25 protein-coding genes are annotated in these 24,009 nt (G+C 73.7%); 5 read left to right on the top strand and 20 right to left on the bottom strand.

The window, feature by feature from the left end; translation table 11 throughout:
* Nucleotides 1–71 precede the first annotated feature (71 nt).
* The 12 genes from ACME2J_RS02170 to ACME2J_RS02225 form a co-directional block, all read right to left on the bottom strand.
* Entirely contained in the window at nt 72–1,106 is a 1,035-nt protein-coding gene (locus ACME2J_RS02170) for a polyprenyl synthetase family protein (RefSeq protein WP_495543223.1), read from the bottom strand.
* Complete coding sequence (ubiE, locus tag ACME2J_RS02175; RefSeq protein ID WP_495543224.1) at nt 1,103–1,864, bottom strand: bifunctional demethylmenaquinone methyltransferase/2-methoxy-6-polyprenyl-1,4-benzoquinol methylase UbiE; 762 nt, start codon at nt 1,862–1,864, stop codon at nt 1,103–1,105. Before ubiE ends, ACME2J_RS02170 begins: the two co-directional genes overlap by 4 nt.
* A gap of 40 nt (nt 1,865–1,904) precedes the next feature.
* Nucleotides 1,905–2,660, bottom strand: a complete 756-nt coding sequence (locus ACME2J_RS02180) for a c-type cytochrome (protein ID WP_495543225.1) — start codon at nt 2,658–2,660, stop codon at nt 1,905–1,907.
* Nucleotides 2,657–3,460 carry a cytochrome b gene (locus ACME2J_RS02185; RefSeq protein WP_495543226.1) on the bottom strand — a complete coding sequence of 268 codons (804 nt, stop codon included), beginning with the start codon at nt 3,458–3,460 and terminating at the stop codon, nt 2,657–2,659. Before ACME2J_RS02185 ends, ACME2J_RS02180 begins: the two co-directional genes overlap by 4 nt.
* A 6-nt stretch (nt 3,461–3,466) precedes the next feature.
* The gene (locus ACME2J_RS02190; RefSeq protein WP_495543227.1) at nt 3,467–4,135 is read right to left on the bottom strand and encodes a QcrA and Rieske domain-containing protein; all 669 of its coding nucleotides are present in this window, start codon (nt 4,133–4,135) and stop codon (nt 3,467–3,469) included.
* Nucleotides 4,136–4,244: 109 nt separating this feature from the next.
* Nucleotides 4,245–4,790, bottom strand: a complete 546-nt coding sequence (locus ACME2J_RS02195; RefSeq protein ID WP_495543228.1) for a hypothetical protein — start codon at nt 4,788–4,790, stop codon at nt 4,245–4,247.
* Nucleotides 4,787–6,070 (bottom strand): glutamate-1-semialdehyde 2,1-aminomutase, encoded by a 1,284-nt coding sequence (gene hemL / locus ACME2J_RS02200; protein ID WP_495543229.1) that lies wholly within the window; start codon nt 6,068–6,070, stop codon nt 4,787–4,789. Before hemL ends, ACME2J_RS02195 begins: the two co-directional genes overlap by 4 nt.
* Before the next feature lie 22 nt (nt 6,071–6,092).
* The gene (gene ahbA / locus ACME2J_RS02205; protein ID WP_495543230.1) at nt 6,093–7,202 is read right to left on the bottom strand and encodes a siroheme decarboxylase subunit alpha; all 1,110 of its coding nucleotides are present in this window, start codon (nt 7,200–7,202) and stop codon (nt 6,093–6,095) included.
* Nucleotides 7,190–8,173 (bottom strand): porphobilinogen synthase, encoded by a 984-nt coding sequence (gene hemB, locus ACME2J_RS02210; RefSeq protein ID WP_495543231.1) that lies wholly within the window; start codon nt 8,171–8,173, stop codon nt 7,190–7,192. The genes ahbA and hemB overlap by 13 nt, the downstream gene beginning before the upstream one ends.
* 46 nt (nt 8,174–8,219) lie before the next feature.
* Complete coding sequence (locus ACME2J_RS02215; RefSeq protein WP_495543232.1) at nt 8,220–8,819, bottom strand: GNAT family N-acetyltransferase; 600 nt, start codon at nt 8,817–8,819, stop codon at nt 8,220–8,222.
* Nucleotides 8,816–10,177, bottom strand: a complete 1,362-nt coding sequence (locus ACME2J_RS02220) for an ABC transporter permease (RefSeq protein ID WP_495543233.1) — start codon at nt 10,175–10,177, stop codon at nt 8,816–8,818. Before ACME2J_RS02220 ends, ACME2J_RS02215 begins: the two co-directional genes overlap by 4 nt.
* On the bottom strand, nt 10,178–10,918 hold the full coding sequence (locus ACME2J_RS02225; protein ID WP_495543234.1) for an ABC transporter ATP-binding protein: 741 nt from the start codon (nt 10,916–10,918) through the stop codon (nt 10,178–10,180).
* An 87-nt stretch (nt 10,919–11,005) separates the two neighbouring features.
* On the opposite strand from ACME2J_RS02225, the gene ACME2J_RS02230 reads away from it, so the two are divergent.
* Nucleotides 11,006–11,812: a TIGR00282 family metallophosphoesterase gene (locus ACME2J_RS02230; RefSeq protein ID WP_495543235.1), complete on the top strand. Its 807-nt coding sequence runs from the start codon at nt 11,006–11,008 to the stop codon at nt 11,810–11,812.
* Here the strand turns inward: ACME2J_RS02230 and ACME2J_RS02235 are convergent.
* The 5 genes from ACME2J_RS02235 to ACME2J_RS02255 form a co-directional block, all read right to left on the bottom strand.
* Nucleotides 11,736–12,977, bottom strand: a complete 1,242-nt coding sequence (locus ACME2J_RS02235) for a glycosyltransferase 87 family protein (RefSeq protein WP_495543236.1) — start codon at nt 12,975–12,977, stop codon at nt 11,736–11,738. The genes ACME2J_RS02230 and ACME2J_RS02235 overlap by 77 nt on opposite strands.
* Nucleotides 12,952–14,745 carry a glycosyltransferase 87 family protein gene (locus ACME2J_RS02240; protein ID WP_495543237.1) on the bottom strand — a complete coding sequence of 598 codons (1,794 nt, stop codon included), beginning with the start codon at nt 14,743–14,745 and terminating at the stop codon, nt 12,952–12,954. Before ACME2J_RS02240 ends, ACME2J_RS02235 begins: the two co-directional genes overlap by 26 nt.
* The gene (locus ACME2J_RS02245) at nt 14,742–15,212 is read right to left on the bottom strand and encodes a GtrA family protein (RefSeq protein ID WP_495543238.1); all 471 of its coding nucleotides are present in this window, start codon (nt 15,210–15,212) and stop codon (nt 14,742–14,744) included. The genes ACME2J_RS02240 and ACME2J_RS02245 overlap by 4 nt, the downstream gene beginning before the upstream one ends.
* A gap of 67 nt (nt 15,213–15,279) precedes the next feature.
* On the bottom strand, nt 15,280–16,851 hold the full coding sequence (locus ACME2J_RS02250; RefSeq protein WP_495543239.1) for an alkaline phosphatase family protein: 1,572 nt from the start codon (nt 16,849–16,851) through the stop codon (nt 15,280–15,282).
* Nucleotides 16,848–17,438: a DUF4126 family protein gene (locus ACME2J_RS02255; RefSeq protein WP_495543240.1), complete on the bottom strand. Its 591-nt coding sequence runs from the start codon at nt 17,436–17,438 to the stop codon at nt 16,848–16,850. The genes ACME2J_RS02250 and ACME2J_RS02255 overlap by 4 nt, the downstream gene beginning before the upstream one ends.
* Before the next feature lie 28 nt (nt 17,439–17,466).
* Here ACME2J_RS02255 and ACME2J_RS02260 point away from each other — a divergent pair, with 28 nt between their 5' ends.
* Together ACME2J_RS02260 and ACME2J_RS02265 are read left to right on the top strand one after the other, a co-directional pair.
* A complete protein-coding gene (locus ACME2J_RS02260; RefSeq protein WP_495543241.1) occupies nt 17,467–18,873 on the top strand; it encodes an aminotransferase-like domain-containing protein in 1,407 nt (468 codons plus the stop codon).
* Nucleotides 18,870–19,808, top strand: a complete 939-nt coding sequence (locus ACME2J_RS02265) for a D-alanine--D-alanine ligase family protein (RefSeq protein WP_495543242.1) — start codon at nt 18,870–18,872, stop codon at nt 19,806–19,808. Before ACME2J_RS02260 ends, ACME2J_RS02265 begins: the two co-directional genes overlap by 4 nt.
* A 15-nt stretch (nt 19,809–19,823) precedes the next feature.
* Here the strand turns inward: ACME2J_RS02265 and ACME2J_RS02270 are convergent, their stop codons facing one another.
* Nucleotides 19,824–20,312: a bifunctional nuclease family protein gene (locus ACME2J_RS02270; RefSeq protein WP_495543243.1), complete on the bottom strand. Its 489-nt coding sequence runs from the start codon at nt 20,310–20,312 to the stop codon at nt 19,824–19,826.
* Between the two features lie 170 nt (nt 20,313–20,482).
* Here ACME2J_RS02270 and ACME2J_RS02275 point away from each other — a divergent pair, with 170 nt between their 5' ends.
* Nucleotides 20,483–20,863 carry a response regulator gene (locus ACME2J_RS02275; RefSeq protein ID WP_495543244.1) on the top strand — a complete coding sequence of 127 codons (381 nt, stop codon included), beginning with the start codon at nt 20,483–20,485 and terminating at the stop codon, nt 20,861–20,863.
* Between the two features lie 24 nt (nt 20,864–20,887).
* On the opposite strand, the gene ACME2J_RS02280 is transcribed toward ACME2J_RS02275, so the two are convergent.
* Nucleotides 20,888–22,234, bottom strand: a complete 1,347-nt coding sequence (locus ACME2J_RS02280) for a hypothetical protein (protein WP_495543245.1) — start codon at nt 22,232–22,234, stop codon at nt 20,888–20,890.
* A gap of 58 nt (nt 22,235–22,292) precedes the next feature.
* Nucleotides 22,293–23,588: a hypothetical protein gene (locus tag ACME2J_RS02285; RefSeq protein ID WP_495543246.1), complete on the bottom strand. Its 1,296-nt coding sequence runs from the start codon at nt 23,586–23,588 to the stop codon at nt 22,293–22,295.
* 163 nt (nt 23,589–23,751) lie between these two features.
* Here ACME2J_RS02285 and ACME2J_RS02290 point away from each other — a divergent pair, with 163 nt between their 5' ends.
* On the top strand, nt 23,752–23,964 hold the full coding sequence (locus ACME2J_RS02290; protein WP_495543247.1) for a hypothetical protein: 213 nt from the start codon (nt 23,752–23,754) through the stop codon (nt 23,962–23,964).
* Nucleotides 23,965–24,009 lie beyond the last annotated feature (45 nt).

The following is a 24,009-nucleotide window of genomic DNA, read 5'->3' on the forward strand; positions in this document are numbered from 1 at the left end:
GGCCTGCGGGCGCCGCACGGCGGGCCTGCGGGCACCGCACGGCGGGCCTGCGGGCGCGGCCCGGCGGGCGCTCACGAATAGCGCTTGACGACGCCGTCCGCGACGAGCTCGAGCGCCGCGCGCTGGTGCCCCGGGAGGTCCGCCGGCAGGGCGCCCTTCGCATCCGCGACGAGTGTCAGCGCCCGCTCACGGGCCGCCTCGAGCGCGCCCGTCGCGGCGATCGCGTCGCAGATCGCCCCGGCGCGCTCCGGCGTCTCGATCGCCCGGACGTCGACGGACGCGAGACTCGCATCGCGCTCGCGGGCGAGGATGAACGGGAGCGTCACCGTGCCGTCGAGGAGGTCCGTGCCGCGATGCTTGCCGGTGCGCTCCGCCGGGCCCGAGACGTCGAGGACGTCGTCGAGGATCTGGAAGGCGAGTCCGATGCGGCGACCGAACCCCTCGAGGACGTCACGCCGGGCGAGCTGCGCCCCGGGCGGCGCGGAGGCCAGCACGCCGAGCGCGCACGCCGCCTCGAAGAGGCGGGCCGTCTTCAGCTCGCAGCGGTGCAGGTAGCGATCGAGGGGGACGCCGGCGTTCCACGCGTCCTCCCGCTGCAGGAGCTCGCCCTGCGCGAGAGCGGAGCCGGCGCGCGACAGGACACGCACCTGCTCGGGATCGCCGCTCGCGACGAGCAGCGAGAACGCCCGCGCGAAGAGGAGGTCGCCGACGCTCGTCGCCATCGCGGCGCCGGCCGTCGCGACGACCGTCGGCCGGCCCCGGCGGAGGTCCGCCCCGTCGAGCACGTCGTCGTGGACGAGGGTGGCGCTGTGGACGAGCTCGACGGCCGCCGCGGCGCGCACCAGCGGCTGCGGGTCGGCGGGCTCGTCCCCCGCCGCGAGGAGGAGCAGCAGCGGTCGCAGCCGCTTGCCGCCCGCGGCGATCGTCTCCGCGGCGTGCCCGCTGAGGACGGGGCCGCCCGCTTCGGCGACCTCTCCGAGCAGCCGCTCCGCGCGGGCGAGGAGGCCCGGGACGTGGGGCCCCGCCGCCGCGACGATCGGGGCGACCTCAGGGCTGTGAGCCGCCCCGCCGCGACCCGGCCCGGCGGAGGCCGCCGGCGCGCTCATGCCGCCGCCGGCACCTCGCCGACGTGGAGGGCGATGATGCCGCCGGCCGTGAGGATGTACCGGACCCGCTCGAGGCCGACGCCCGCCATGCGCCCGGCGAGGGCGTGGGCGTCGGGGAAGCGCTTGACGCTGTTCGGGAGGTACGAGTAGGCGTCGGCGTCGCCCGCCAGGCGGCCGATGACCGGGACGACCCGGTCGAACCACAGCCCGAAGAACGTCGAGAGAGGCGGCTCGGCGGGGGTCGTGATCTCGAGGACGACGACCTTGCCCCCGGGCCGGACGACGCGCGCCATATCCGCGAGTCCGCGGTCGAGGTCCGAGAAGTTGCGGGCCCCGAACCCGACGGTGGCGGCGGCGAAGGAGTCCGTCTCGTACGGGAGCTCCATCGCGTTCGCCCACTCCCAGCGGATCGGCGCGCGATCCGGATGCGCCGCCTCCGCCGGGGCCTTGCGGCGGGCGATGGCGAGCATCTCCTCCGAGAAGTCGGACCCCACGACGGTGCCCCCGGCCCCGACGCGGCCGGCGAGCTCGATCGCGAGATCGCCCGTCCCGCTCGCGACGTCGAGGACGGCGTCCCCCGCGTGGACGGACGCGAGGTCCGCCGCGCGGGAGCGCCAGCGGTGGTGGAGCCCGGCCGTCATGACCGAGTTCATGCCGTCGTAGAACCGGGCGATGCGGTCGAACATCGCCCGGACCTGCGGCTCCTCGAGCCGCCCCGCCTGCGCTCCGACGGGGGCGGCGGTCGTGTCGTCGGTCATCGGCACGCGGCCAGACGCGGCGGAGCGGGGCGTTCCGGCCCTACTCCTCCTCTTCCTTGAGCTGGCCCAGGAACTCGACCATCGCGTTGAACTTCTCCGGCTCCTGCTCCTTGAGCGACTCGTAGGCCGGCATCGGAGCCGTCGGGTTCACGAGCGTCTGCGCGATCGCCTGCTTCGGCAGCCGCGCGCCGATCTCCGTGAGCTCCGGGCCCGGGCCGTCGTTGCCGTTCTCGCCGATCTTGTGGCACGCGAGGCAACCCGACTGCGCGACGACCTGCTTGCCCGCCTCGTACTGCTCGAGCATCTCCGGCCCCATCGCCGCGACCCGCGCCGGCGTCTCCTGCTCGATGATCGTCGGCGAGCCGGCCTCCGCACCGAGGTACGTGAGGTAGCCCATCGCCACGATCGTGAAGATGCCCGCCGTCGTCGCGATCGGACGCTTCTCCGGCCGCCGCTCGGGGTTGCGGTCGTAGAACGGCAGCAGGAAGAGCAGGATCATGCAGATCGTCGGCACGCCGATCGTCGCGAGCGGGACGAGCTCCGGCGGCTTGATGACCCTGAGCAGCTCGAAGAGGAAGAAGAAGTACCACTCCGGCCGGGGGGTGTAGGTCGTCGTCGTCGGGTCGGCCTTCGGGCCGAGCTCGGCGCCGAGGATGAGCGCCATGAGGATGATCGAGGCCATGACCACGACGGCCATGAGCCCGTCCTTCGCGACGGCGTAGGGCCAGAACGGCTTGCCCTGCGCCTTGAGGACCGAGTACTCGCGAAGGTACTTCTCCTTCTCCTGCTTGTTCACGCCTTCTCCTCGTCCTTCGCGGTGTAGTCATCGGCGCGGATCCAGGGCGGTGCGGTCGTCCCCAGCTTCGCGACGAGGTACAGGTGGGCGCCGATGAGGGCGGCCATCAGCCCTGGCACGAGCAGCATGTGGATCGAGTAGAACCGCGACAGCGTCGTCGCCCCGAACTCGGGGCCGCCTCTCAGGAAGTCCGACAGGTACGGACCGACGAGCGGGCCCGTCCCGTTGATGTTCACGCCGACGATCGTCGCCCAGTAGGAGCGCTGGTCGAACGGCAGCAGGTAGCCGGTGAACGACATCGTCATCGTGAGGATGAGGAGGACGACGCCGATGACCCAGTTCAGCTCGCGCGGGTACTTGTACGCGCCGAAGAAGAACGTCCTCGCCATGTGGAGGAAGATGAGGATCACCATCACCGACGAGCCCCACTTGTGCATGCCGTGCACGAACTCGCCGAGGAAGACCTCGTCGTTGATGTAGCGCATCGACTCGTACGCGCCAGAGGTCGCGTCAGGCCGGTAGTACATCGCGAGGAAGACGCCGGTCACCGCCTGGCTGAGGAAGGCGAACATCGTCGCCGAGCCGAGCGTGTAGAACCAGTTGGTCCCCTTCGGGACCTTGCGGAACATCATCCAGCGCGCGCCGCCGGAGAGGCTCGTGCGCTCGTCGACCCAGTCGACGGCGGAGATGCCCGCCTCCTTCGCCGTGTCGAGCGGGCCGGGGGCCGGCTGACCGGGCCGCTTGGGAAGCGGGACGTACTTCGGCGGGACGGGCGGGAGAGGGAGCTTCAGCTTGGGCATCGGTGCTTACTCCGAGAGCTTCCGGATCGAGGGGCGCGACGGGTAGAGGTACTGCCCGACGCCGTCGAGGGGCGCGCCCGGGTCGCGCGGCGAGAACCGCTCGAGCTCGTCGTTCACCGAGAAGCGCGGGCCGATCTCGACCCGGCCGTTGAGGACGCGCGTGTAGTAGCGGTCGAGAGGACGGACGGGCGGACCGCCGTCGACCCGGCCGACGAAGTCGTAGACGCCGCCGTGGCACGGGCAGATGAAGCGCTCGGCGGCCGAGACGAAGCGGACCGGGCAGCCGAGGTGCATGCAGCGGGTGGAGATCGCCACGACCTGGTTGTACTCGTCGGCCGGCTCGGTGTCGATCGCCTCGTTGCGGCGACGGAGGTAGATCGTCGACTTCCCGGCCTGGCCGATGTCGGAGACCAGCGTGTAGGTCTTCGGGATGTAGGTGTCGTCCGGGATCTCGTCGAGGCTCCCGACGTCCTGCCACGGCTGCTCGAACTCCTCGAAGATCGGGCCGACGGCGAAGCCGAGCGACGGGAGGAGGAACGCGGAGGCGGCGACCGCGCCGGCGACGTGGGCCGTGCCGGTCATCATGCGGCGGCGGGTGACCGTCTCTCCCTCGAAGGCGCCGGGGATCTCGCGGTCGATCGTGCTGTTGCTCTTGGCTTTCCTGCGGTCGGACACGTAGGCTCCTCGCGCCTGCGGCGCGTCAGGGGTCTCGGTGAGGCGGCCGAAACCTTATCGCGCGATCAACGATACGGGCCCGCTCGCGAGAGGGGCGCGGTCGTTCGCTTCAGCGCGCCACGTCCCCGGTGAGCTGGCGCGCGGCCGTGCGGAGGGCATCTGCAGCGGACGGAGCACTCGTTCGGGCCCGAGCCTTCGCGTCCGCGAGCGCCTCCGACGCGCCCCATCCGACGGCGGCGACGCCCGCGGCCCAGACCGCATCGGCGAGCTCCTCGGCGCCGTCGGCGTGCGCGGCGGCGCACAGCGCGATGACGTCGGCGAGCTCACCGACGGCCGCGAGATCGCCGAGCGCGGCGAGGCGCTCGAGCCCGAGCGCGTACATCCGGTCCCCGGCGAGGAGCGCCAGATCGCGGTCCTCCGTGCGGACGACGCGTGCCCGCGCCCGGTCGTAGTGGAGGAGGTAGCCCTCCCGGATCGCCTCGACGACGAAGGCGTAGGCCCCGGGGTCGGCGCCCGCCCGCGGCCCGCGCGCGACGAGCGCGCCGTGCGGCGCCTCGCCCGCCGCGAGCGCGGCGTCGTCGGGCACCGTCTCGGCGAGCAGACCGCCCTCCTCGCGGACCGCGTCGGCGACGACCCCGAGCGGGCTCGCGCTCACCCGAGCTCCGCGAAGGCGGCGGCCGCCGCGTCGATCGTGCGCTCCACGTGCTCGGAGGTGTGCGCGAGCGACGGGAACCACGCCTCGAACTGCGAGGGCGGCGGGTAGACGCCGCGCGCGAGGAGGCCCCGGCACCAGCGTGCGTACGCGTCGAGGTCGCACGCCTGCGCGCCCGCGTAGTCGGTGACGGGCTCGGCGGTGAAGAAGACCGTGAGCAGGCCGCAGGTCGAGCGCACCTGGACGGGACGGTCGCCCGCCGCCTCTCGCAGGCCGCTCGCGAGGGCCTCGGTCGTGCGCTCGAGCCGCCGGTAGGCGTCGTCGTCGAGCATCCGGAGCGTCTCCAGCCCGGCCGCGACCGCGAGCGGGTTGCCGCTGAGCGTGCCCGCCTGGTAGACGTCGCCGGCCGGAGCGATGCGCTCCATCAGGTCGCGCGAGCCGCCGTAGGCGGCCGCGGGGAGCCCGCCGCCGATGACCTTCCCCAGGACGGTGAGGTCGGGAAGGACGCCGGTCAGCTCCTGCGCGCCGCCCGCGGCGACGCGGAAGCCGCTGATGACCTCGTCGAACACGAGGAGCGCGCCGGTCTTCGTCGCGCGGTCGCGGAGCAGCTCGATGAAGCCCTCGACCGGCGGGACGAGTCCCATGTTCGCCGGGTAGGGCTCGCAGAGGATCGCGGCGAGCTCGTGCTCCTCGGTCGCCCTGACGACCGCCTCCCCGTCGTTCCAGGGGACGACGATCGTCGCCGCCGTCGCCTGGTCGGGCACCCCGGGGCTCGCAGGGATGCCCTGCGTGGCGAGGCCGCTGCCGGCCTCGGCGAGGAGCCCGTCGACGTGGCCGTGGTACGCGCCGGCGAACTTGAGGAGCTTCGTGCGGCCCGTCGCGGCGCGGGCGAGGCGGATCGCGCTCATCGCCGCCTCCGTGCCCGAGGACGTCATGCGGAGCATCCCCACCGACGGGACGCGCCGGGACACCTCGACCGCGAGGTCGACCTCGCCGACGGTCGGCGCCCCGAAGGTCGTCCCGCGCGAGGCCGCGTCCGTGATCGCCTCGAGGATCTGCGGGTGCGCGTGCCCGTGGATGAGCGGACCCCATGAGCACACGTAGTCGATGAAGCGGTTCCCGTCGACGTCGACGAGCTCGGCGCCCTCGGCCCGCTCGACGAAGAGCGGGTCGCGGCCGATCGAGCGCATCGCCCGGACAGGCGAGTTGACGCCACCGGGCAGGTACTTGAGCGCGCGCTCGTAGTGCTCGGCGCTGCGGGTGTCGCGAAGGGAGATCGTCATCGACGGGGCGGGCGGCGGCCGCCTAGCCGGCGTGCTCGCGTTCCCAGTTCTTGAAGTCGTCCGTGAAGTAGAGGAGACGGATCTTCTTGAACTCGGTCGAGGAGTAGAGCGTGGCCCGCTCCGTGATGCCGGTGTCCTGCGCGATGCGGTCGAGGACCGCGTCGCACTCCTCCTTCGAGCGGCCGTGGGCCATCGTGAAGACGGAGTACGGCCAGTCGGGGTAGGTCGGGCGCTGGTAGCAGTGCGAGATGCCGCGATAGGCGGCCATCTGCGGCCCGATCTCGAGGATCTTGTCGTCCGGGACCTTCCAGACGCCCATGCCGTTCGCGGAGAACCCGGCGCGGCGGTGGTAGAGGATCGCCGCGACGCGACGCAGGAGACCGCGCTCCTGCATGCCCGCCAGGTGGTCGAGGAGCTCGCGCTCGGTCATCCCGAGCTGCGCGGCGGCGGCCGCGTAGGGCTCGGACACGACCGGCAGGTCGCCCTGGGTGGCGCGGACGACGGCGACGTCGCGCTCGTCGTAGGGCTGCTTGTCGAGCTCGACGGGGTCCTCCGCGACGCCCTTGCTCGCGAGCGAGTCGGTGTCGCCCGACATCTCGAGGTCCATGCGGATCTTGAAGAGCTTGAGCGTCGGGAGCTGGCGGATCGACTCGGCCCCCGTGAGCTCCTGGAGGAGGTCGAGCGTCCCCTGGAGGCCGAGCGCCGAGTCCTCCTCGACCGCGAGCGTGAACCACATGTTGAACTCGTGGTTGCGGAGGTAGTTGTGGCTCACGCCGGGGTGCGAGTTGATGACCTTCGCCGCCCGCCACGGGTGCTCCGGGTCGACCTTCGCCGCGACGAGCATCGAGCCGTACCCGAAGGCGCGCGTGTCGAAGATCGGCGTCACCTGGCGGATGATGCGCTCCTTGAGGAGCCGCGTCACCGTGCCGAGGACCTCGTCCTCGGTCATCCCGGCCGCCTCCGCCACGCGCGCGTAGGGGCGCGGGTCGAGCGGGAAGCTGCCCTGCATGAGGTCGAGCAGCTTGCGGTCCTGGTCGCTGAGAGGGACCGCGGCGCCGTCCTTGCGGGAGCGGATCTTCGGCGTCGCGACGTCCTCCCGGATGCCGTCGTCGGTGTGGGTCACGTCAGCCATCTCGCTGCGTCCTTCGCGTGGTAGGTGATCACGATGTCGGCCCCCGCACGGCGGATCGAGGTGAGGCTCTCGAGGACGACCGCGCGCTCGTCGACGTGCCCCGCGGATGCCGCCGCCTTCACCATCGCATACTCCCCGCTGACGTTGTACGCGGCGACGGGGAGCCGCGACGCCTCCTTCACGCGCCACACGAGGTCGAGGTAGGGCAGCGCGGGCTTCACCATGAGGATGTCGGCGCCCTCGTCACGGTCCATGAGGGACTCGCGGACGCCCTCGTCCCCGTTCGCGGGGTCCATCTGGTAGCTGCGCCGGTCGCCGGTCCGGGGCGTCGAGTCGGCCGCCTCGCGGAACGGCCCGTAGAAGGCGCTCGCGAACTTCGTCGAGTAGGACATGATCGGCGTCCGCTCGTGCCCGTCGCCGTCGAGGCCCTCGCGGACCGCCCGGACCCGCCCGTCCATCATGTCGCTCGGCGCGACGACGTCGGCTCCCGCGCGCGCGTGTGAGACGGCGGTCCGCGCGAGGAGCTCGAGCGTCGGGTCGTTGTCGACCGTGACGCCGCCGTCGGGCGTGTCGCGGAGGAGGCCGCAGTGACCGTGGTCGGTGTACTCGCAGAGGCAGACGTCGGTCATGACGAGCAGCCGGGGCCTCGCCGACTTCATCGCGCGGACGGCGCGCTGGACGACGCCGTCGTCGGACCACGCGCCGCTGCCCTCGGGGTCCTTCGACGACGGGATGCCGAAGAGGAGCACGCCCCCGAGCCCCAGCTCCGCGGCCTCGGCCGCCTCGGCGACGGCGTCGTCGAGCGGCAGCCGGTCGACCCCGGGCATCGAGGCGATCGGCGTCCGCGTCTCCTCCTCGTGGACGAACATCGGGAGCACGAGGTCCCCGGCGTCGAGCGTCGTCTCGCGGACGAGCGCGCGCAGGCCGGGCGTGGCGCGGAGCCGACGCGGTCTCTCGGCAGGGAACGGCACTGCTCCCAGGGTATCGGCGCGCGGCGCTCGGACCCGCCGCCACCGGCTAGAGGCCGTGACGGCGCCGCAGGTCCGGCCACTCCTCCGCCGTGAGGGCGAAGATGTCGTGGTCCTCCCAGACCCCGTTGATCTGCAGGTAGCGGAGGGCGCGGCCCTCGAGTCGGAAGCCCGCCTTCGCGATGACCCGCAGCGAGCGGGCGTTGCGCGGCATGACCGCCGGCTGGACGCGGTGGAGACGCAGGTGGTCGAACGCGAAGAGGAGCGCGAGGAGCACCGACCGCGTCGCGTGCCCGCGGCCGCCGTCGGCCTCGGCGATCCAGTAGCCGAGCGTCGCGTTGCTCCACGATCCGCGGACGACGTTCGCGAGCGCGATGCGGCCGATGAGGCGGTCGCTGCCGCCGGCGAGGTCGAGGACGGCGAACCCGTATCCCGTTCCCGCCGACCACGCCTCGCGGTCGAAGCGCAGCTCGCGGCTCTGCCCGTCCGCGGTGTAGAAGCGCTCGTCGCGCGCCGCCTCGTAGGGCTCGAGGAACGCGCGGTTCACGCGGCGGAGCGCGAGGAGGTCGTCGAGGTCGCGCGCGGCGTACGGGCGGATCGCCGTCGTCTCGTGCTCGAGACGCACGCGCGGGCTCACGAGGCCGCTCATCCGGCGAACCTCCGCAGGCCGACGCGGGCGAGGACGCCGTAGGCGGCGACGAGCGCGGCGAGGTGCAGCATCGCGGTGCCCAGGCCGTCGGCGTCGTTCACCGCGGCGTCGATCGCGTCGAGCGACGCGCGGAAGGGGAAGATCGCGCTCACGACGCGGATGACGTCGTAGAGCCCGGCGCTCACGGCGCCGCTCGGGACGAGGGCGAGGAACGCGACCGGGAGGGCGAGGAGGAAGGCGAGGAGCGAGGCCGCGCGGACCTCGCGGGCGAGCGCGCCCAGCGCGACGCCCATCGCGCCGAACGCGAGCCCGCCGGCGAGGACGGCGAGGACCCAGAGGGGCGCACGGGTCTCGTCGAGCGCGACGAAGAGGGACAGTCCGACGAGCATGAGGAGCGCGACGGCGGACGCGCAGACGGCCGCGAGGACGATCTTCTCCGCCACGAGGGCCGTCCGCGAGACGAGCCCGCGCACGAGGCGGCCGAAGGCGTGCTCCTCGCGCTCGAGCGCGAGCATGCCGGCGGCGAGGAGGACGCAGACGAACATGAGCGACACGGTCACCGCGACGGCGATCGCGTAGCGGTCGAGCGGCGTCGCGGCCCCGTCGAGCGTCGTCTCCTGCAGGCGCAGCGGCTGGCCGATCGCCGCGAGGATCTCGTCGGAGAAGTCGAGGTTCTCGATCGCGAGCGTCGCGAAGTCGACGACCTGCCCGACCGCTCGTCGCTCGCGCGCGGCGTCGGCCGGCAGGTCGTCCTGCACCGCGCGCAGGATGTTCCGCGTCGCCGTGAGCCCGAGGACGTCGAAGCCCTGGCCGAGGATGCGGAAGCTCCCGCCCTCGAGGAGGATCTCGAGGTAGCTCGAGGCGACCCGGCTCAGCTCGCGCGACAGCTCCTGGTTCGCCTCGGCGAGGCGCGCCTCGATCGACGACTCGACGGCCTGGGCCTTGATCGGGTCCTCCTCGTTGTAGATCACCTCCAGCGTCGGCAGCTCGGGCGTCCCGGAGAAGCTCAGGGCCTGCCGGAGCTTCTCCGTGGCGTCCTCGGGGACGATGAGCGCGGCGAGGACCTCGCCGTCCTCGACGAGGTCGACGGCCTCCTCGCGTGTGTCGACCTGCACCGGGTCGATCGACTCGAAGAGCTGATCGGCGTAGTCGGTCGCGTCGACGGTCTCCCCGCCGAGGAAGAACGTCGAGTCGTCGCCGGCGACGAGGTTGACGAACGCGACCCGCGGCTTCTCCGGCGAGCGTGAGACCGCGAGGCCGATGAGCGTCGAGATGACGACGGGGTAGAGGACGAGGAGGACGAGGAGGAACGGTGAGCGCCGGAGGATCTGGAGGTCCTTCACGAGGAGGTGGCGCACTCAGTGCCCCCTCTCGCGCAGGAACGCCACGAACGCCGACTCGAAGTCGAGCGGGCCGCCGCCGACGATCTCGGCGAGCGACGAGGGCGAGCCGGTGAAGAGCAGATCCCCCTCGGCGAGGACGAGGACGGTGTCCGCGAACCGCTCCGCCTCGGCGACGTTGTGCGTCGAGAAGACGACGGTCGTCGGCCGCTCGGGGTCGCGGGCGAGGGCGGAGATGAAATCCCAGAGGCGCTCGCGCTGACGGGGGTCCAGCGACGAGGACGGCTCGTCGAGGAGGAGGACGCGCGGCTCGGCGAGCAGCCCGATCGCGATGTTGACGCGCTGCTGGTTGCCGCCGCTCAGACGGCCGAGCTCCTCGCCGGCGCGCTCGGCGAGACCGGTCTGGGCGAGCATGCGCTCGACGGTCGCCTCGGGATCGGCGCAGCGCTCGAGCCGGGCGAAGAGGCGGAGGTTCTCCGCGACCGAGAGCTTGCGGTAGACGGCCGGCTGCTGCGGGACCCAGCCGACGCCGGACGAACCGGTGTCCACCGTCCCGGCCGTCGGCTCGAGGAGCCCGCCGAGGATCGAGAGGAGCGTCGTCTTCCCGGCGCCGTTGGGTCCGATGACCGCGACGACCTCGCCCGGAGAGGCGGCGAACGTGACGCCGCGGAGCGCCGGCCGGTCGCCGAAGCGCTTCTCGACGTCCGTCGCGGCGATCGCGGACGGCGTCCCGTGGACGTCGGGCTGGACGGCGCTCACCGCCATCAGCGTAGAGGACCGCCCGCCCGCCGACCGCGCCCCGCCGACCGCGCCCCGCCCACCCGAGAGATCGGCGAGGATGCCGCCATGTCAGAGGCGCCCGTCACGATCCTCTTCGTCGGCGACGTCGTCGGGGGGCTGGGCCGACGCACCCTGCTCGGCCTCCTGCCCGCGCTCCGCGAGCGGTACTCGCCGACCTTCGTCGTCGTCAACGCGGAGAACATGGCGGGCGGGCTCGGCATCACCGCGAAGACCGCCGACCAGCTCCTCGGCGCGGGCGTCGACGTCATCACGCTCGGCAACCACACCTACCACCACCGCGACGTCTTCTCGTACCTCGACGCGAGCGACCGCGTCGTGCGCCCGGCGAACTTCCTCGACCGGCAGCCGGGCCACGGCTCGTGCGTCGTCGAGCGCGACGGCATCCGCCTCGGCGTCCTCAGCCTCCAGGGCAACGTCTTCCTCCAGACGCCGCGCCACCTCTTCACGCAGGCCGAGAACGACGTCGCCCGCCTCGAGCGGGACTGCGACCACGTGCTCGTCGACATCCACGCGGAGGCGACGAGCGAGAAGGTCGCGCTCGGCTGGTACCTCGACGGCCGCGTCACCGCCGTCGTCGGCACCCACACGCACGTGCCGACCGCCGACGCGCGCGTGCTGCCCGGTGGCACCGCCTACTGCACGGACGTCGGCATGACCGGCCCGCGCGGCGGCGTCATCGGCGTGAAGAAGGAGCAGGCGATCGAGTCGCTCGTGTCGCAGATGCGCGTGCGCTTCGAGACGAGCGAGGACGACCCGTGGCTCAACGGCGTCCTCGTCACGGCGTCGCAGCCGCGGCGCGCGGACGCGATCGAGCAGATCCTCCTCCCGTGGGATCCGCCGCCGGCGGCGTGAGGGCGAGCGCCCGCACCGCGAGCACGAGCGCGGCGACGAGGAGGGCGTTGCGCGCCGCGACGAGCGCGACGATCGTCGCGTCGCCGTCCACGAGATCGAAGTAGCGCCCGGGGAACCACGCGTGCGCGAGCGCGGCCGCCGCCGCGACGAGCGCGGCGACGGCGCGATCGCCGCGCACCCAGGCGAGGGCGGCGAGCGGCAGCAGCCAGATGAGGTACTGCGGTGAGAGGACCTTGCCGAGCGCGACGAACGCGAGGAGCGCGGCGAGGACGCCGCGGTCGAGGGCCGCCGGCGCGCCGCGAGCGCGGTGCACGAGCGCGGCGACGAGCGCGACCACGGCGAGGAGGGCCGCCGCGAAGAGCGCGCCGACGACGTCCGCCGGGCCGCCGTCGAGGCCGTTGCTCTTGAAGCGGTCGGGCCGCACGGGATGCCCGGTGACGAACGAGTCGTCGAGCGCCCACAGGACGGTCGCCGGCGTCGACTCGATCTGCACCGGGCGGTCGAGGTGGAAGCGGAACTGGTCGAGGAACCCGTCGCCCGCGAAGGGGAGGCAGACGACGGCGAGCACCGCCGCGAACGCCGCGGCGCCCCGCGCCGCCGCTCGGGGGCGCCCCGCGCCGGCGAGGTGGACGACGACGAGCGCCGCCGCGATCGCGGGGAAGAGCTTCGTCGCCGTCCCCACCGCCAGGACGGCCAGCCCGGCCGTCGACCGCCCGCGCGCGGCGAGCGCGAGGCCGGCGAGGAGGAGCGCGACCGGGACGAGGTCGAACCGCGTGCGCAGGAGCGCCCCAGCGAGCGGGAGGAGGAGCACGAGCGCCCATGCGGCCGCGCGGCCGCCGAGGGCGCGTGCCCCGGCCTGCACCGCGACCGCGGCGGCGAGCATGAGGACGCCGAAGGTGACGGCGTAGGTGTCGGTCGCGCCGAGCCCGAGCGGGATCCCGGCCCGGCCCGCGAGGATCGGGCCGAGCGCGAGCGGCGGGTACTCGAACCCGAGGTCTCCGTAGGGGGAGCGCCCGCCGTCGAGGACGCCCTCGGCGTAGGTCCGGTAGACGAAGAGATCGCTGATCGAGTCGTCGGAGAGCGGGCCGACCGTCGTCGTCACGCCGAGGACCGCGGCGAGCGCGACGAACGGCGCGATCTCACGGCTGCGGGACGGGCGGCCCATGCGCGGGAGGGACGACGACCGGCGCGTCGGCCGCGGCGCGAGGCGCGCGGGCGGCCTCGCCGAGCGCCTCGCGCCCGATCACCGCGAGGGCGACGAGCGGGAACGCCCACACGACGTAGAGGTAGAACCAGTGCGTGACGCCCATCTGCAGGGCGAGGAGGATCGCGCCGGCCGACGCCGCGAGGCCGACGAGGTCGCGGCGTCGCGGGACGACCGCGAGGGCGAGGGCGAGGGCGACCGCCAGGACCTGCCACGCGCGCTGCAGCCCCTCGATCTCCCAGAGGCCCCAGATCGAGAACGGCGAGCCGCGCTCGGACTGGTACACGAGCGTGCGGTCGACCATCGTCGAGACCGAGCTGCCCCCGCTGAGGAGGAGCAGCCCGGCGACCCCGACCCCGACGGCGGCGCCGACGGCGAAGCGGACGGGGCGCCGCCGCCCGTCGGGTCCGCGGTCGAGCGCCAGCAGCGGCACGAGGGCGAGCGACGCGAACTTCGTGAGCCCGCCGAGCGCGGCGAGGACGCCCCGGCGCGCGGGGGCGGTCGCGAGGATCGCGGCGAGCACGAACGCCGCGACGAGCGTGTCGTTCGTGTTCGTGTTCATCGCGTAGAGCGTGAACGGGAACGCGCACCAGGCGTAGGCGAGGACGACGCCGAGCCCCGGCCCGCGGACCCGACGGCCGAGGAGGAAGAGGAGGACGAGCGCCGCGAGGTCGAACGCGATCGCGGCCGCGTGGGCGGCCGGCAGCTCGTCCCAGCTCCCGCCCCACGGGAACGCGAGCTCGAACGGGACGTAGGCCGCGTAGGTGATCGGCCCGTAGGTGTCGCCGTGCTGGTTGTCCTCGGGGAACGCGCCGTAGATCTCCTCGCCGTCGACGAGCTTCTGCGCGCCGATGACGCCCGCGTAGCCGACGTCGATGACGTTCGAGCTCGTGACGTTGAGCCCGATGCGGAACCCGACGAGGAAGACCGCGGCGACCGCGAGCCACGTCACGGGGACGAGGAGCGGGAGGCCGCCGACCCGTCGCCGGCCGTCGGCGGGGGCGGTGCGGCTCGCGTCGTCGGCGGGCGCCGGCCGGCTGCGCAGGGCGACCCACAGGAGACGCGCGAGGAGGTAGGCGAGGAGCGGATAGGCGAGCGGCACGCTCACGTCGATCTGCGCGTCGTTGAAGTAGGCCACCGAGATCCCGAACGCGCAGAGGGCGACGAGATCGAGGTGGAGCATGCGCACCGGTCGCCGCAGGAACGGCAGGAGGAAGAGGCCGGTGAGCGGGATCCACACCCACGGCGAGTTCATCTTGCGCCCGAACGCGCCGGGGTACCCGCGTGCCATCGTCCACGCGACCTGGTGGCCGGTCCACGCCTCGGTGACGTTCCCCGAGCTGTCGTCGATCGTCACCTGCGCGATCTCCTCGGGCGGCGACCCGGGGAGGTAGTAGCCCACCTGCCACCGGGACGGGCCCTTCATGTAGACCCCGGGGTAGGCGTCGTCCTTCCCCGCGATCTCCTCGCGCACCTTCGGGACCGCCTTGGCGATCTCGATCGCCTCGTAGCCGTCGAGGCGGAAGCCCTCCGGCCGCTCGTCGAGGACGCCGGGCGGGACGAGCTCGTCGGGGTCCTGGGACGGCGTCGCGACGGTCGTCGCGATCGTCGTCGCCGCCTCGGGCGCCGTCGCCGCGGACGAGCCGGGGCCCGGGGCCGCGACGGCCGCCGCCGGGAGGAGCGCCGAGAGGAAGGCGAGGACGAGGGCCGCTCGTCCCGCCAGGCTCACCGGCGGAAGCTCCAGAGCTTGTTGCCGAGGAAGTTGAGCGGGGTCGCGGTGACGATCGCGATCGCCTGCGCGACGACCGCGGTGACGCCCGCGGAGACGACGAGGATCTCGAGCACCGCGAGGCTGAAGAGGAACGCGGCGACGCTCACCACGAGGAAGCGCGCGGCCTGGAAGCCCGCGTGACCGCCACGGGAGTCGCGGAACGTCCAGCGGCGGTTCCACAGGAAGTTGTTCGCGACCGCGACGAGGAACGCGGCGACCGCGGCGGCGCGGTGGTCGAGACCGGCGCCGTGCAGCGCGAGCGCGAAGACGGCGAGGTTGACGACGTAGCCGCTCGCCCCGACCGTGGCGAAGCGCACGAGCTGGAGCCAGTTCGCGGGATGGCGCAGTCCCGCCAGGACGCGCCCGGAGACGGGAGCCGATCGAGGCGGATCGGCGGCGACCGTGTCGGGTCCGGGCCCGGACATCGTCGTCCGAGGGTAGCGGGTCGGGGCGCTCGCCCCGCGCGCGGTGGAGGGCCGCCGGGCGCGTCCGTCAGGGATCGAGGCCGAAGTGCGCGAGCGCCATCGGCGTGACGTCGGCGATCGACCACCCCGACCAGCGCTCCTGCGCCGCCGGCCCGGCGGACGCCGGCGGGTGCCCCGGCGGCGGCGCCACGCCGCAGAAGACGAGCGCCCCGAGCGAGTCGTCGGCGTGCAGCGAGCCGTGGCTGCCCGCGTCCACGTGGTCCATGTCGCCCCAGTCGGGGAACTCCCGCCCCGCGCCCGCGGAGAGCAGCACGTCGCCGGATGTCGGGCAGGTGAGCGCGGCCCACACGCGGGCGAGCGCGTCGGGGTAGTCGTCGCTCGATACCCGCCCCTCGTCGAGGCGGAGACCGAGGACGTCGAGGTCGCCGCTCACCGTCCAGCCGGCGCCGCGCCGGTCCCGGACGTCGGTCCCCGGGGCGAAGCGGACCTCTCCGGCCGGCCCGTCGGCGGCGCCGCCGGCCCCGCGCGCGATGGCGGCCGTGCCGTCCGACGCGCGCCACATGACGAGATCGACCCCGTCCGCCGCGAGCGCGGCGTCGACGACCTCGCGCTGCAGCGTCGCGCGCGGCGCGTCGGCGTCGCCGTCCGCGTCGCCGTCCGCGTCGCGGAGCAGGTAGATCATCGCGCTGCGCTGCGCGGGGCAGATCGCGATGTCCGCGCGGTTCGGGCGCACGCTGCCGGGGAGGAGGACGACGTGGTCGGCGAACGCGCCGAGGAGGTCGACCCGCTCGCGCACGAGCGCGTGCGAGTGGTCGGCGACGACGATGACCGCGTGCTCCTCGAGGAACGCGTCGATGCCTCCGCCGGCGTGGACGATCCGCTCGAGCTGGCGGTCGGCCTCCGCGATCGAGACGACCTGGGCGTCGGGCCCGTGCTCGTGGGAGTGCGAGTCGTTGTCGGGCAGCGAGAAGAGGAGGAAGTCGAAGAGGTCGTGCTCGACGAGGTAGGCGCCGACGCAGCCGGTGTGCTGGTCGCGGAGGCCCGGCATCCCGAGGCGCGACCAGCAGCCGGTCTCGCGGCTCGCGAAGATGTCCGCGTAGAAGAGCTCGCGGGGGCCCATCACCGGGCGGCGGATCACCGTCGTGGCGATCCGCGACATCGGCGTGTGCCGCGACGGGTGGTGCTCGTGGCGGCCGCGGTAGAAGAGGTAGGTCGTCCCGGCCGTCCGCACCCCGGCGTCGTCGAGCCGCTCGAAGACCGTCGGCACCTCGGCCGGCAGGTGCTCGTGGTTCATGCGGTAGATGAGGTCCGCGAGCTGCTTCGTGATGCCGACGCGACGGGCGGCGCCGAAGCTCGACCCGTAGTCGATGTACCGGGCGTCGCCGCGGTGGTACCAGCTCATCGACGGGATCCGGTGGGCGTCCTGGCGCGCGCCGGTCGCGATCGTCGCGGCGCAGACGGGCGTGACCGACGGGAACGCCGCGCAGCAGTCGTCGACGTAGGTGCCGCGCTCCATGAGCGTCGCGAGCACCGGGGCCCGCCCGGTCGCGACCGCGCGCTCGAGCGCGGCGGGCTTGAGGCCGTCGATGACCGCGAGGACGAGCTTCGGCGGACGTCGATCCCGGCCCGGCGCGGTCACTTGAGGATGCGCAGGCCCGCGTACTTCTCGCCCTCGCGCCGCCGTCCCTGGGCGTAGAGGTAGGCGAGGAACATGAGTCCGATGATGCCGAGCGGCGGGAAGAGGATCGCGCCGCCGGCGAGGACGATCGCGGCGCCCTCGGCGTAGACGGGGAGGGCCCGGCGGGCGTCGGCGTCGAGCCGGCCGGCCGTGCGCCCGAGGATCTGGCGCGCCGCGGCGCCCGCGACGAGGGCGGCGAGGACGCCGCCGGCGATCCCGGGCCACCACGTGTCGAAGCGGTCGTCGAGCGAGCCGGCGAAGAGGAGGGCGCCGAGGCCGATCCCGATCCCCGCGAGGGCCGCCTGGGCGGCGTCGGTCGCGAGCGCGGCGCCCCGCCCGCTCACCTCGAGGGTGAGGGTGAGGAGGGAGAGCACCGCGAGGGCGATCAGCATCCCGGGCGCCTCGAGGAAGGCGAACTCGGTGCCGTCGAAGTCGAGGCCCGCGTCGGCGGAGGCGAGGATGCCGGCGAGAAGGGCGGGGAGGAACGGCCGGATGCCGGTGGCGCCCGCGAGGCCGGCGCCCTGGAAGGTGTCGAGGAGGGTGCGCACAGGGGGGTCCGCTACGGTGAGTGGCGGCATGACGATAGAGGAAGACGACCAGGGCGCTCCTCGCCGTCGGCGATCCTCGTCGTCGCGCGACCTCGAGCGCTACGCGGGCCTCTTCGCGCAGCGCACCAAGGTCATGACCTCCTCGGCGATGCGCGACCTCATGGCGATCACCGAGCGCCCGGAGGTCATCTCGCTCGCCGGCGGCCTGCCCGACACGTCGACGTTCCCGGTCGAGCGCTTCCGCGAGATCATGGAGGACATCGCGCAGGAGTCGCTCGCGCGGGCGCTGCAGTACGGGCCGACCGAGGGGCACGCCGCGGTCTACGAGTGCATCGCGACCGTCATGGCGCAGGAGGGGACGCGCGTCGACGCCGACGACCTCATCGTCACCACCGGCGGCCAGCAGGTCATCGACCTCGTCTGCAAGACGTTCATCGACCCAGGCGACGTCATCATCGCCGAGGCGCCGACCTACCCTGGCGCGATCTCGTCGTTCAACGCCTACCAGACCGACGTCGTGCAGATCGAGGTCGACGCCGACGGGATGCGCATCGACCTCTTCGAGGAGACGCTCGAGCGCCTGGACCGCGAGGGACGGCGGCCGAAGTTCGTCTACACGATCCCGACCTTCCAGAACCCGGCGGGCGTCACGATGTCGCTCCCGCGCCGCAAGCGCCTCGTCGAGGTCGCGCGCGAGCGCGAGCTCCTCCTCCTCGAGGACAACCCCTACGGCCTCCTGCGCTACGAGGGCGACCCGCTGCCGACGCTGCGCTCGCTCGAGGGCGGGGACTTCGTCATCTCGCTCGGCACGTTCTCGAAGATCCTCTCGCCCGGGATCCGGCTCGGGTGGGCCGCGGCGCCGCGCCCGGTGCTGCAGAAGCTCAACATGGGCAAGCAGGGCGCGGACCTCTGCTCCTCCTCGCTGTCGCAGGTGTTCGTCTCGGAGTACTTCCGCCGCGGATCGTGGACGGAGTACCTCGACGCGCTGAAGGACCTCTACCGCCGCCGGCGGGACACGATGCTCGACGCGCTCGCCGAGCACCTCCCGCCCGAGGCGAGCTGGACGCGCCCGGAGGGCGGGCTGTTCATCTGGGCGACGCTGCCGGAGGAGCTCGACACGACGGACCTCCTCGCCCGCGCCCTCTCGCACAACGTCGCCTTCGTGCCGGGCCGCGGCGCGTATCTCGACGGGCGCGGCGCGGCCTCGATGCGCCTCAACTTCTCCGGGTCCTCCGACGACGACATCCGCGAGGGCGTCCGCCGGATCGGGGAGGTCGTCCGCGAGCAGCTCGACCTCTACCGGACGCTCACCGGGCACCGCCCCGCCGGGAACCCCGCCGCGGAGCCCGCTCCGCCGGCCGAGGATCCGGACCTCGCCGACGTCCTGGAGCTGCCCCGCCGCGAGCGGCCCCCGCGACAGCGCGGGCAGGGATGAGCGAGCGACTGCGGGTCGCCGTCCTCAAGGGGGGACGCTCGCTCGAGCGGCAGGTGTCGCTCGCGTCCGGCGCGCGCGTCGAGGACGCGCTCGAGCGCCTCGGGCACGAGATCGTCGGCATCGACGTCGGGCACGACCTCGTCGACCGCCTCACGGCGGCGAAGCCCGACGTCGCGTTCGTCGCCCTCCACGGCCGCGACGGCGAGGACGGCACCGTCCAGGAGCTGCTCGAGGTCCTCGGCATCCCGTACACGGGCTCCGGCGTGAGCGCGTGCATCCGCTGCGCCGACAAGGTCCTCGCGAAGCACGCGATGCGCGACGACGGGATCGCGACGCCCGACTTCCTCTCGTTCAACGAGACGGCGTTCAAGGAGCTCGGCGCCGCCGACGCCCTCCCGGCCATCGAGGACCACCTCGGCTTCCCGCTCGTCGTGAAGCCCGCCGACCAGGGCTCCTCGCTCGGCATCAAGTTCGCCCCCGACGCCGCCGCGGTGCCGAGCGCTCTCGTCGCGGCGTTCTCGTACTCGTCGAAGGTGCTCCTCGAGCGCTACGTCGACGGCCGCGACCTCGCCGTCTCGATCCTCGGCGACGAGCCGCTCCCGGTCGTCGAGGCGGTCCTCCTCGACCGCGACGTCTACGACTTCGAGGCGCGCTACACGATCGGGCAGACCCGCTTCGAGTGCCCCGCGGACGTCTCCGAGGAGACGACGCGGACGGCGCAGGAGCTCGCGGTCGCCGTCCACCGCCTCCTCGGCTGCTCGGGCTTCTCGCGGGTCGACCTGCTCTGCGACCGCGCGACGGGCGAGCTCGTCGTCCTCGAGGCGAACGCGGTGCCGGGGCTCACCGAGACGAGCCTCCTTCCGCAGGCGGCCGACGCGGCGGGCATCGGCTTCGACGCGCTCGTCGAGCGCGTCGTGCGGCTCGCTCTCGAGTAGCACGCGGCCGTCGGGCTACTCGCCGCCGAGGAAGTCCTCGGGGCTGACCTCGTCGAGGAACTCCTTGAAGCGGTCGACGACCTCCTCGGTGTCCTCGACGTCGTGCTCGAACTCGATCGCCGACTCGAGGACGACCTCGTCGGCGGCGAAGATCGGCGCGCCCGAGCGGACGGCGAGGGCGAGCGCGTCGCTGGGACGCGAGTCGATGTCGATGTCCTTGTCCCCGACGGAGAGGGTGATCGTGGCGAAGAACGTGTTGTCCCGCAGCTCGGTCACCGCGACGCGCGTGCACTTCGCGTCGAGCTCGCCGAGGACGTCGACGAGGAGGTCATGGGTCATCGGCCGGGGCGTCGACGCGCCCTGGAGCTTCATGAGGATCGCGGCAGCTTCCGGGTGGCCGATCCAGATCGGCAGGAACTTGTTGCTGTCGACGGTCTTGAGCAGCACGATCGGCTGCTTGCCGACCATGTCGAAGCTCACGCCGTAGATGACCATTTCCTGCAAGACGTCTCCTGTCAGGTCCCTTCGGGTCGCCCCAGTATAGGCGCGCGTCCCGCGCGCCCCGGTCGCGGGTCCGCACGACGTTCTCTCGAGGTGCGACAGGGCCCGGGGGACCGCTTTCCGGGGAATGGCGATTGAGGCTTTCGGTCGTTCCTGCCGATGAAGCAGACGAGATGGTCGGTCGACTCACTGTCGTTCTCTGTGACGACGTCCCCGAGCTGAGGACGCTCATGCGCTTCGCCCTCGAAGAGGACGGGGACCTCGAGATCGTCGCGGAGGCCGGTGACGCCGAGACCGCCATCGAGCGGATCGAGGACCTGCTCCCCGACGCGGTCCTCCTCGACCTCTCGCTGCCGGGGATGGACGGTCTCGAGGCGATCCCGCAGGTGCGGGACCGCTCGCCGCACACGGCGATCGTCGTCTTCAGCGGGTTCGCCGCGGACCGGATGCGCCAGCCCGCGCTCGATCTCGGCGCCGACTCCTACATCGAGAAGGGCGCCGACTTCCACGTCGTGCGCGAGGCCGTGCGCGACGCGGTGCGGGCCCGGACCTGAGGTCCGGCGGCCGCGCTCGCCCGTCTACCGCACCGTGACGGCCGCGGGGGCGAACCCGTCGGCGCTCAGCTCGAGCGCGACGGTCCGCGTCCTGCCCGGCTCCAGCATCCGGAGCCCGCGCGCGGTCAGGGGGATCCGCGCGGTGCGATCGACGGTCCCCGTGCCGGCCGGGATCCGGACCCGCGCGGTGCCGAGCCAGCGCCGGTCGGCGTCGTCGGTGCGCAGGCGGACGAGCATCGTCGTCGTGCGCGAACGCCGTCGCAGGTCGTCGAAGCGCACGTGCACGACCCCGCCGCTGCGCCGGCGCAGGCGCGGGTCGAGGCGGCCGGCGGGCTCGGCGGCGGCCGCCGGCGTCGGGATGACGAGGCGCTCGCAGTCGCGACGCACCTCGTAGTCCGGGCGGCGGGGCGGGTCGGAGACGGGCTCGGGCTCGACGACGTCGCGGCCGCCACCGCAGTCGATGACGCCCGCGAACGCGCCGGCGGAGCCGACGACCCGGTCGGCGCCGTCGCCGCCGCTCACCCGGTCCTCGCCCTCGATCTGCAGGACGTCGTCACCGTCGCGGCCGTCGATGCGGTCGTCGCCGTCGCCCCCCTCGAGGGTCTCGTCGCCGTCGGCGCCGCGGATCTCGTCGTCGTGATCGGAGCCCCTCACGCCTTCGAACCCGGTCACCTCGTCGCGCTCGACCGGGCTCTCGGCGATGCCGTCCTCGAGGTCGACGTCGACGCCGCGTGGCGCGGAGTCGTAGAGGAGGACGTCCTCGCCGCCGCCGGGGCCGCCTTCGATGACGTCGTCGCCCCGCGCGACGCTGCCGCCGGCGTCCTCGAAGCCGTCGCCGCTGATCGTGTCGCTCCCGCGGCCGCCGTCGATGAGGTCGTCGCCCGCTCCGCCGTGGATCGCATCCGTGGACGCGCCCGTCGAGATGACGTCGTTCCCGGAGCCACCCCGGACGGACGTCCTGCGGCCGGCCGGGAGACGCATGTCGAGGACGTCGGCACCGTCGGAGAGGAACACCTCGAGGCCCGCCTCGCCGACGTCGTCGCGGCACGCGACGGTGAAGGGGTCGACGTTCGCGCACTCGGGCGAGCCGGCGACGACGGGGTTGCGCCCGTCGCGGAAGAGGATCGCGTCGCCGGCGTACGGGGCGATGGTGAGCGCGTTGACCTCGCCAGGGGCCGCGGAGAACGCGAGGGTGCTCTCGACCTCGCCGCCGGGGGCGCCCGGGTCCGGGCCGATGGGGACGACCCCGACGGTGGCGGCCGACGCGGAGGCCGGAAGCACGCAGGCCCCGAGCGCGACGGCGAGCACGGCGCTCCGAGGGCGGCGACCGGTGCGGAGGAGGGCGGCGAGGGCGCGTGCGGAAGTCGTCATGGACAGGGCGTACCCAGCCGCGCCCGCGACATGCGTCGCGGACGCGGCTGCGCCGTCGCTACCGCACGGTGACGATGACCGGAGCGAAGCCCTCCGAGCTCAGCTCGAGGACGACGTCGCGCGTGCGCCCGGGCTTCAGCAACCGCCGGCCGCGCGCGTTGAGCGACACCCTCGCGGTCCGCGAGACGGTGCCCGAGCCGCGCGGGATGCGGACGCGGGCGGTGCCGAGCGTGCGGCGGTCCGCGTCGTCGCTGCGGAGGCGGACGCGGATCGACCTCGCGTCGCGCTCGCGCTCGAGCCGGTGGAAGCGGACGAACACCCGCCCGCCGCCACGCCGCCTGAGGCGCGGATCGACGAGGCCGTCGGGATCGGTGCTCCCGAGCGGCCGGATCTCGATGCGCTCGCAGTCGCGGTCGACCTCGTACCGCGGCCGGGAGGGCTTCGGGACCGCGGGCGTCGGCGAGACGACGTCCCGACCCCCGCTGCCGCAGCGGAAGTCGCCCGCCGTGGGCTCACCGTCGTCCGCGCCGAGGATGACGTCTCCGCCGGCGCCGCCGCTCACAGTGTCGTCGCCCTCGACGATGACGGCGTCCTCACCCCGGCGGGCGACGACGCGGTCATCGCCCCGCCCGCCGCGGATCCGGTTGCCCCCGTCGTCCCCGCGGAGGTCGTCGTCGAAGTCCGACCCGTCGACGTTCTCGACGTCGGAGAGGACGTCGTCGCCGCCGCCGCCGCGCGCCCGGCCGTCGTCGAGGTCGACCCGGACCCGGCTCGGCGCCGACCGGTAGAGGACCGTGTCGTCGTCGGCCCCTCCGTCGATGGCGTCGTCGCCGACCGGAACGCTGCTCCCGTTCCCCGCCGGGTCGAAGCCGTCGCCGTTGATCGTGTCCTCGCCGAGCCCGGTCGAGATCCGGTCGCTCCCGGCGCCGCCGTCGACGACGTCGTCGGTCGCACCGGTCGTGACGAGGTCGGCCCCCGGCCCGCCGTCGACGAAGACGCTCGTCGGCCGGGGCGCGCTGACGACGGCCCCGTCGTCGCCGTCCCCGAGGATGACGCCGACGCCGCCCGCCGCGAGCGCCGTGTCGCAGACGACCGTGAGCGGGTCGACGTTGACGCAGCCCGGCGACGTCGCGGTCGTCACGTTGAGCGCGTCGCGGAAGACGAGCGATCCGCTCGCGGCGGGCACCACGGTGACGGAGTTCACCTCGAGCGGCGCGGCGGTGAAGCTGAGGATCCCCCCGTTGCCGACGACGCCGACGGTCCCGGCGTGCGCCGGCGCCGCGGCGAGCACGGCCGTCCCGGCGACCGCGGCCGTCGTGATGGCGACGCGACGTCGCCTCCCCCTGCATGTCATGCGGTCCTGCCTCCCCTTGGTCGGTGTGCGTGCGCCACCCGACCGGAGCGGCCACGCTATCGGAGAGGAGAGCGACGTCGCCCAGGACCGGCGCGCACGTCGCCTTCGAGCGAGTCTCTCCCGAGGCGGGCGGTTGCGGCCGCGTCTCCGGGTAGCGGCAGGCATGGTCCTCGCCGTCGCCGACACCCTCATCGTCATGCTCGTCGTCGCCGGGCTGCTCCTCGCGCTCGGCCTCATGCTCACGCGGCGCGGGAGCGGCATCTCCGCGCACCCCCATCCGGGCGGCCCCCAGAGTCCGGGTGCCGATGCACCCGACGATCCCGAGGGCGACCGCTCGCGACTCGGGGAGGTCATCGACGACCGCGGCGCGCGCTGAGCGCGGTCGGGCGCCGAGGGGCGCCGGCGACGCGCCGATAGCCTC

Source organism: Paraconexibacter sp., assembly GCF_059438195.1.

Bases quoted from the DNA above. Each gene is read 5' to 3' on its own strand.
- ACME2J_RS02170 (WP_495543223.1), bottom strand. From the start codon at position 1,106: ATGAGCGCGCCGGCGGCCTCCGCCGGGCCGGGTCGCGGCGGGGCGGCT.
- ubiE (WP_495543224.1), bottom strand. From the start codon at position 1,864: ATGACCGACGACACGACCGCCGCCCCCGTCGGAGCGCAGGCGGGGCGG.
- ACME2J_RS02185 (WP_495543226.1), bottom strand. From the start codon at position 3,460: ATGCCCAAGCTGAAGCTCCCTCTCCCGCCCGTCCCGCCGAAGTACGTC.
- hemL (WP_495543229.1), bottom strand. From the start codon at position 6,070: ATGACGATCTCCCTTCGCGACACCCGCAGCGCCGAGCACTACGAGCGC.
- ahbA (WP_495543230.1), bottom strand. From the start codon at position 7,202: ATGGCTGACGTGACCCACACCGACGACGGCATCCGGGAGGACGTCGCG.
- ACME2J_RS02215 (WP_495543232.1), bottom strand. From the start codon at position 8,819: ATGAGCGGCCTCGTGAGCCCGCGCGTGCGTCTCGAGCACGAGACGACG.
- ACME2J_RS02230 (WP_495543235.1), top strand. From the start codon at position 11,006: ATGTCAGAGGCGCCCGTCACGATCCTCTTCGTCGGCGACGTCGTCGGG.
- ACME2J_RS02235 (WP_495543236.1), bottom strand. From the start codon at position 12,977: ATGGGCCGCCCGTCCCGCAGCCGTGAGATCGCGCCGTTCGTCGCGCTC.
- ACME2J_RS02245 (WP_495543238.1), bottom strand. From the start codon at position 15,212: ATGTCCGGGCCCGGACCCGACACGGTCGCCGCCGATCCGCCTCGATCG.
- ACME2J_RS02260 (WP_495543241.1), top strand. From the start codon at position 17,467: ATGACGATAGAGGAAGACGACCAGGGCGCTCCTCGCCGTCGGCGATCC.
- ACME2J_RS02265 (WP_495543242.1), top strand. From the start codon at position 18,870: ATGAGCGAGCGACTGCGGGTCGCCGTCCTCAAGGGGGGACGCTCGCTC.
- ACME2J_RS02275 (WP_495543244.1), top strand. From the start codon at position 20,483: ATGGTCGGTCGACTCACTGTCGTTCTCTGTGACGACGTCCCCGAGCTG.
- ACME2J_RS02280 (WP_495543245.1), bottom strand. From the start codon at position 22,234: ATGACGACTTCCGCACGCGCCCTCGCCGCCCTCCTCCGCACCGGTCGC.
- ACME2J_RS02285 (WP_495543246.1), bottom strand. From the start codon at position 23,588: ATGACATGCAGGGGGAGGCGACGTCGCGTCGCCATCACGACGGCCGCG.
- ACME2J_RS02290 (WP_495543247.1), top strand. From the start codon at position 23,752: ATGGTCCTCGCCGTCGCCGACACCCTCATCGTCATGCTCGTCGTCGCC.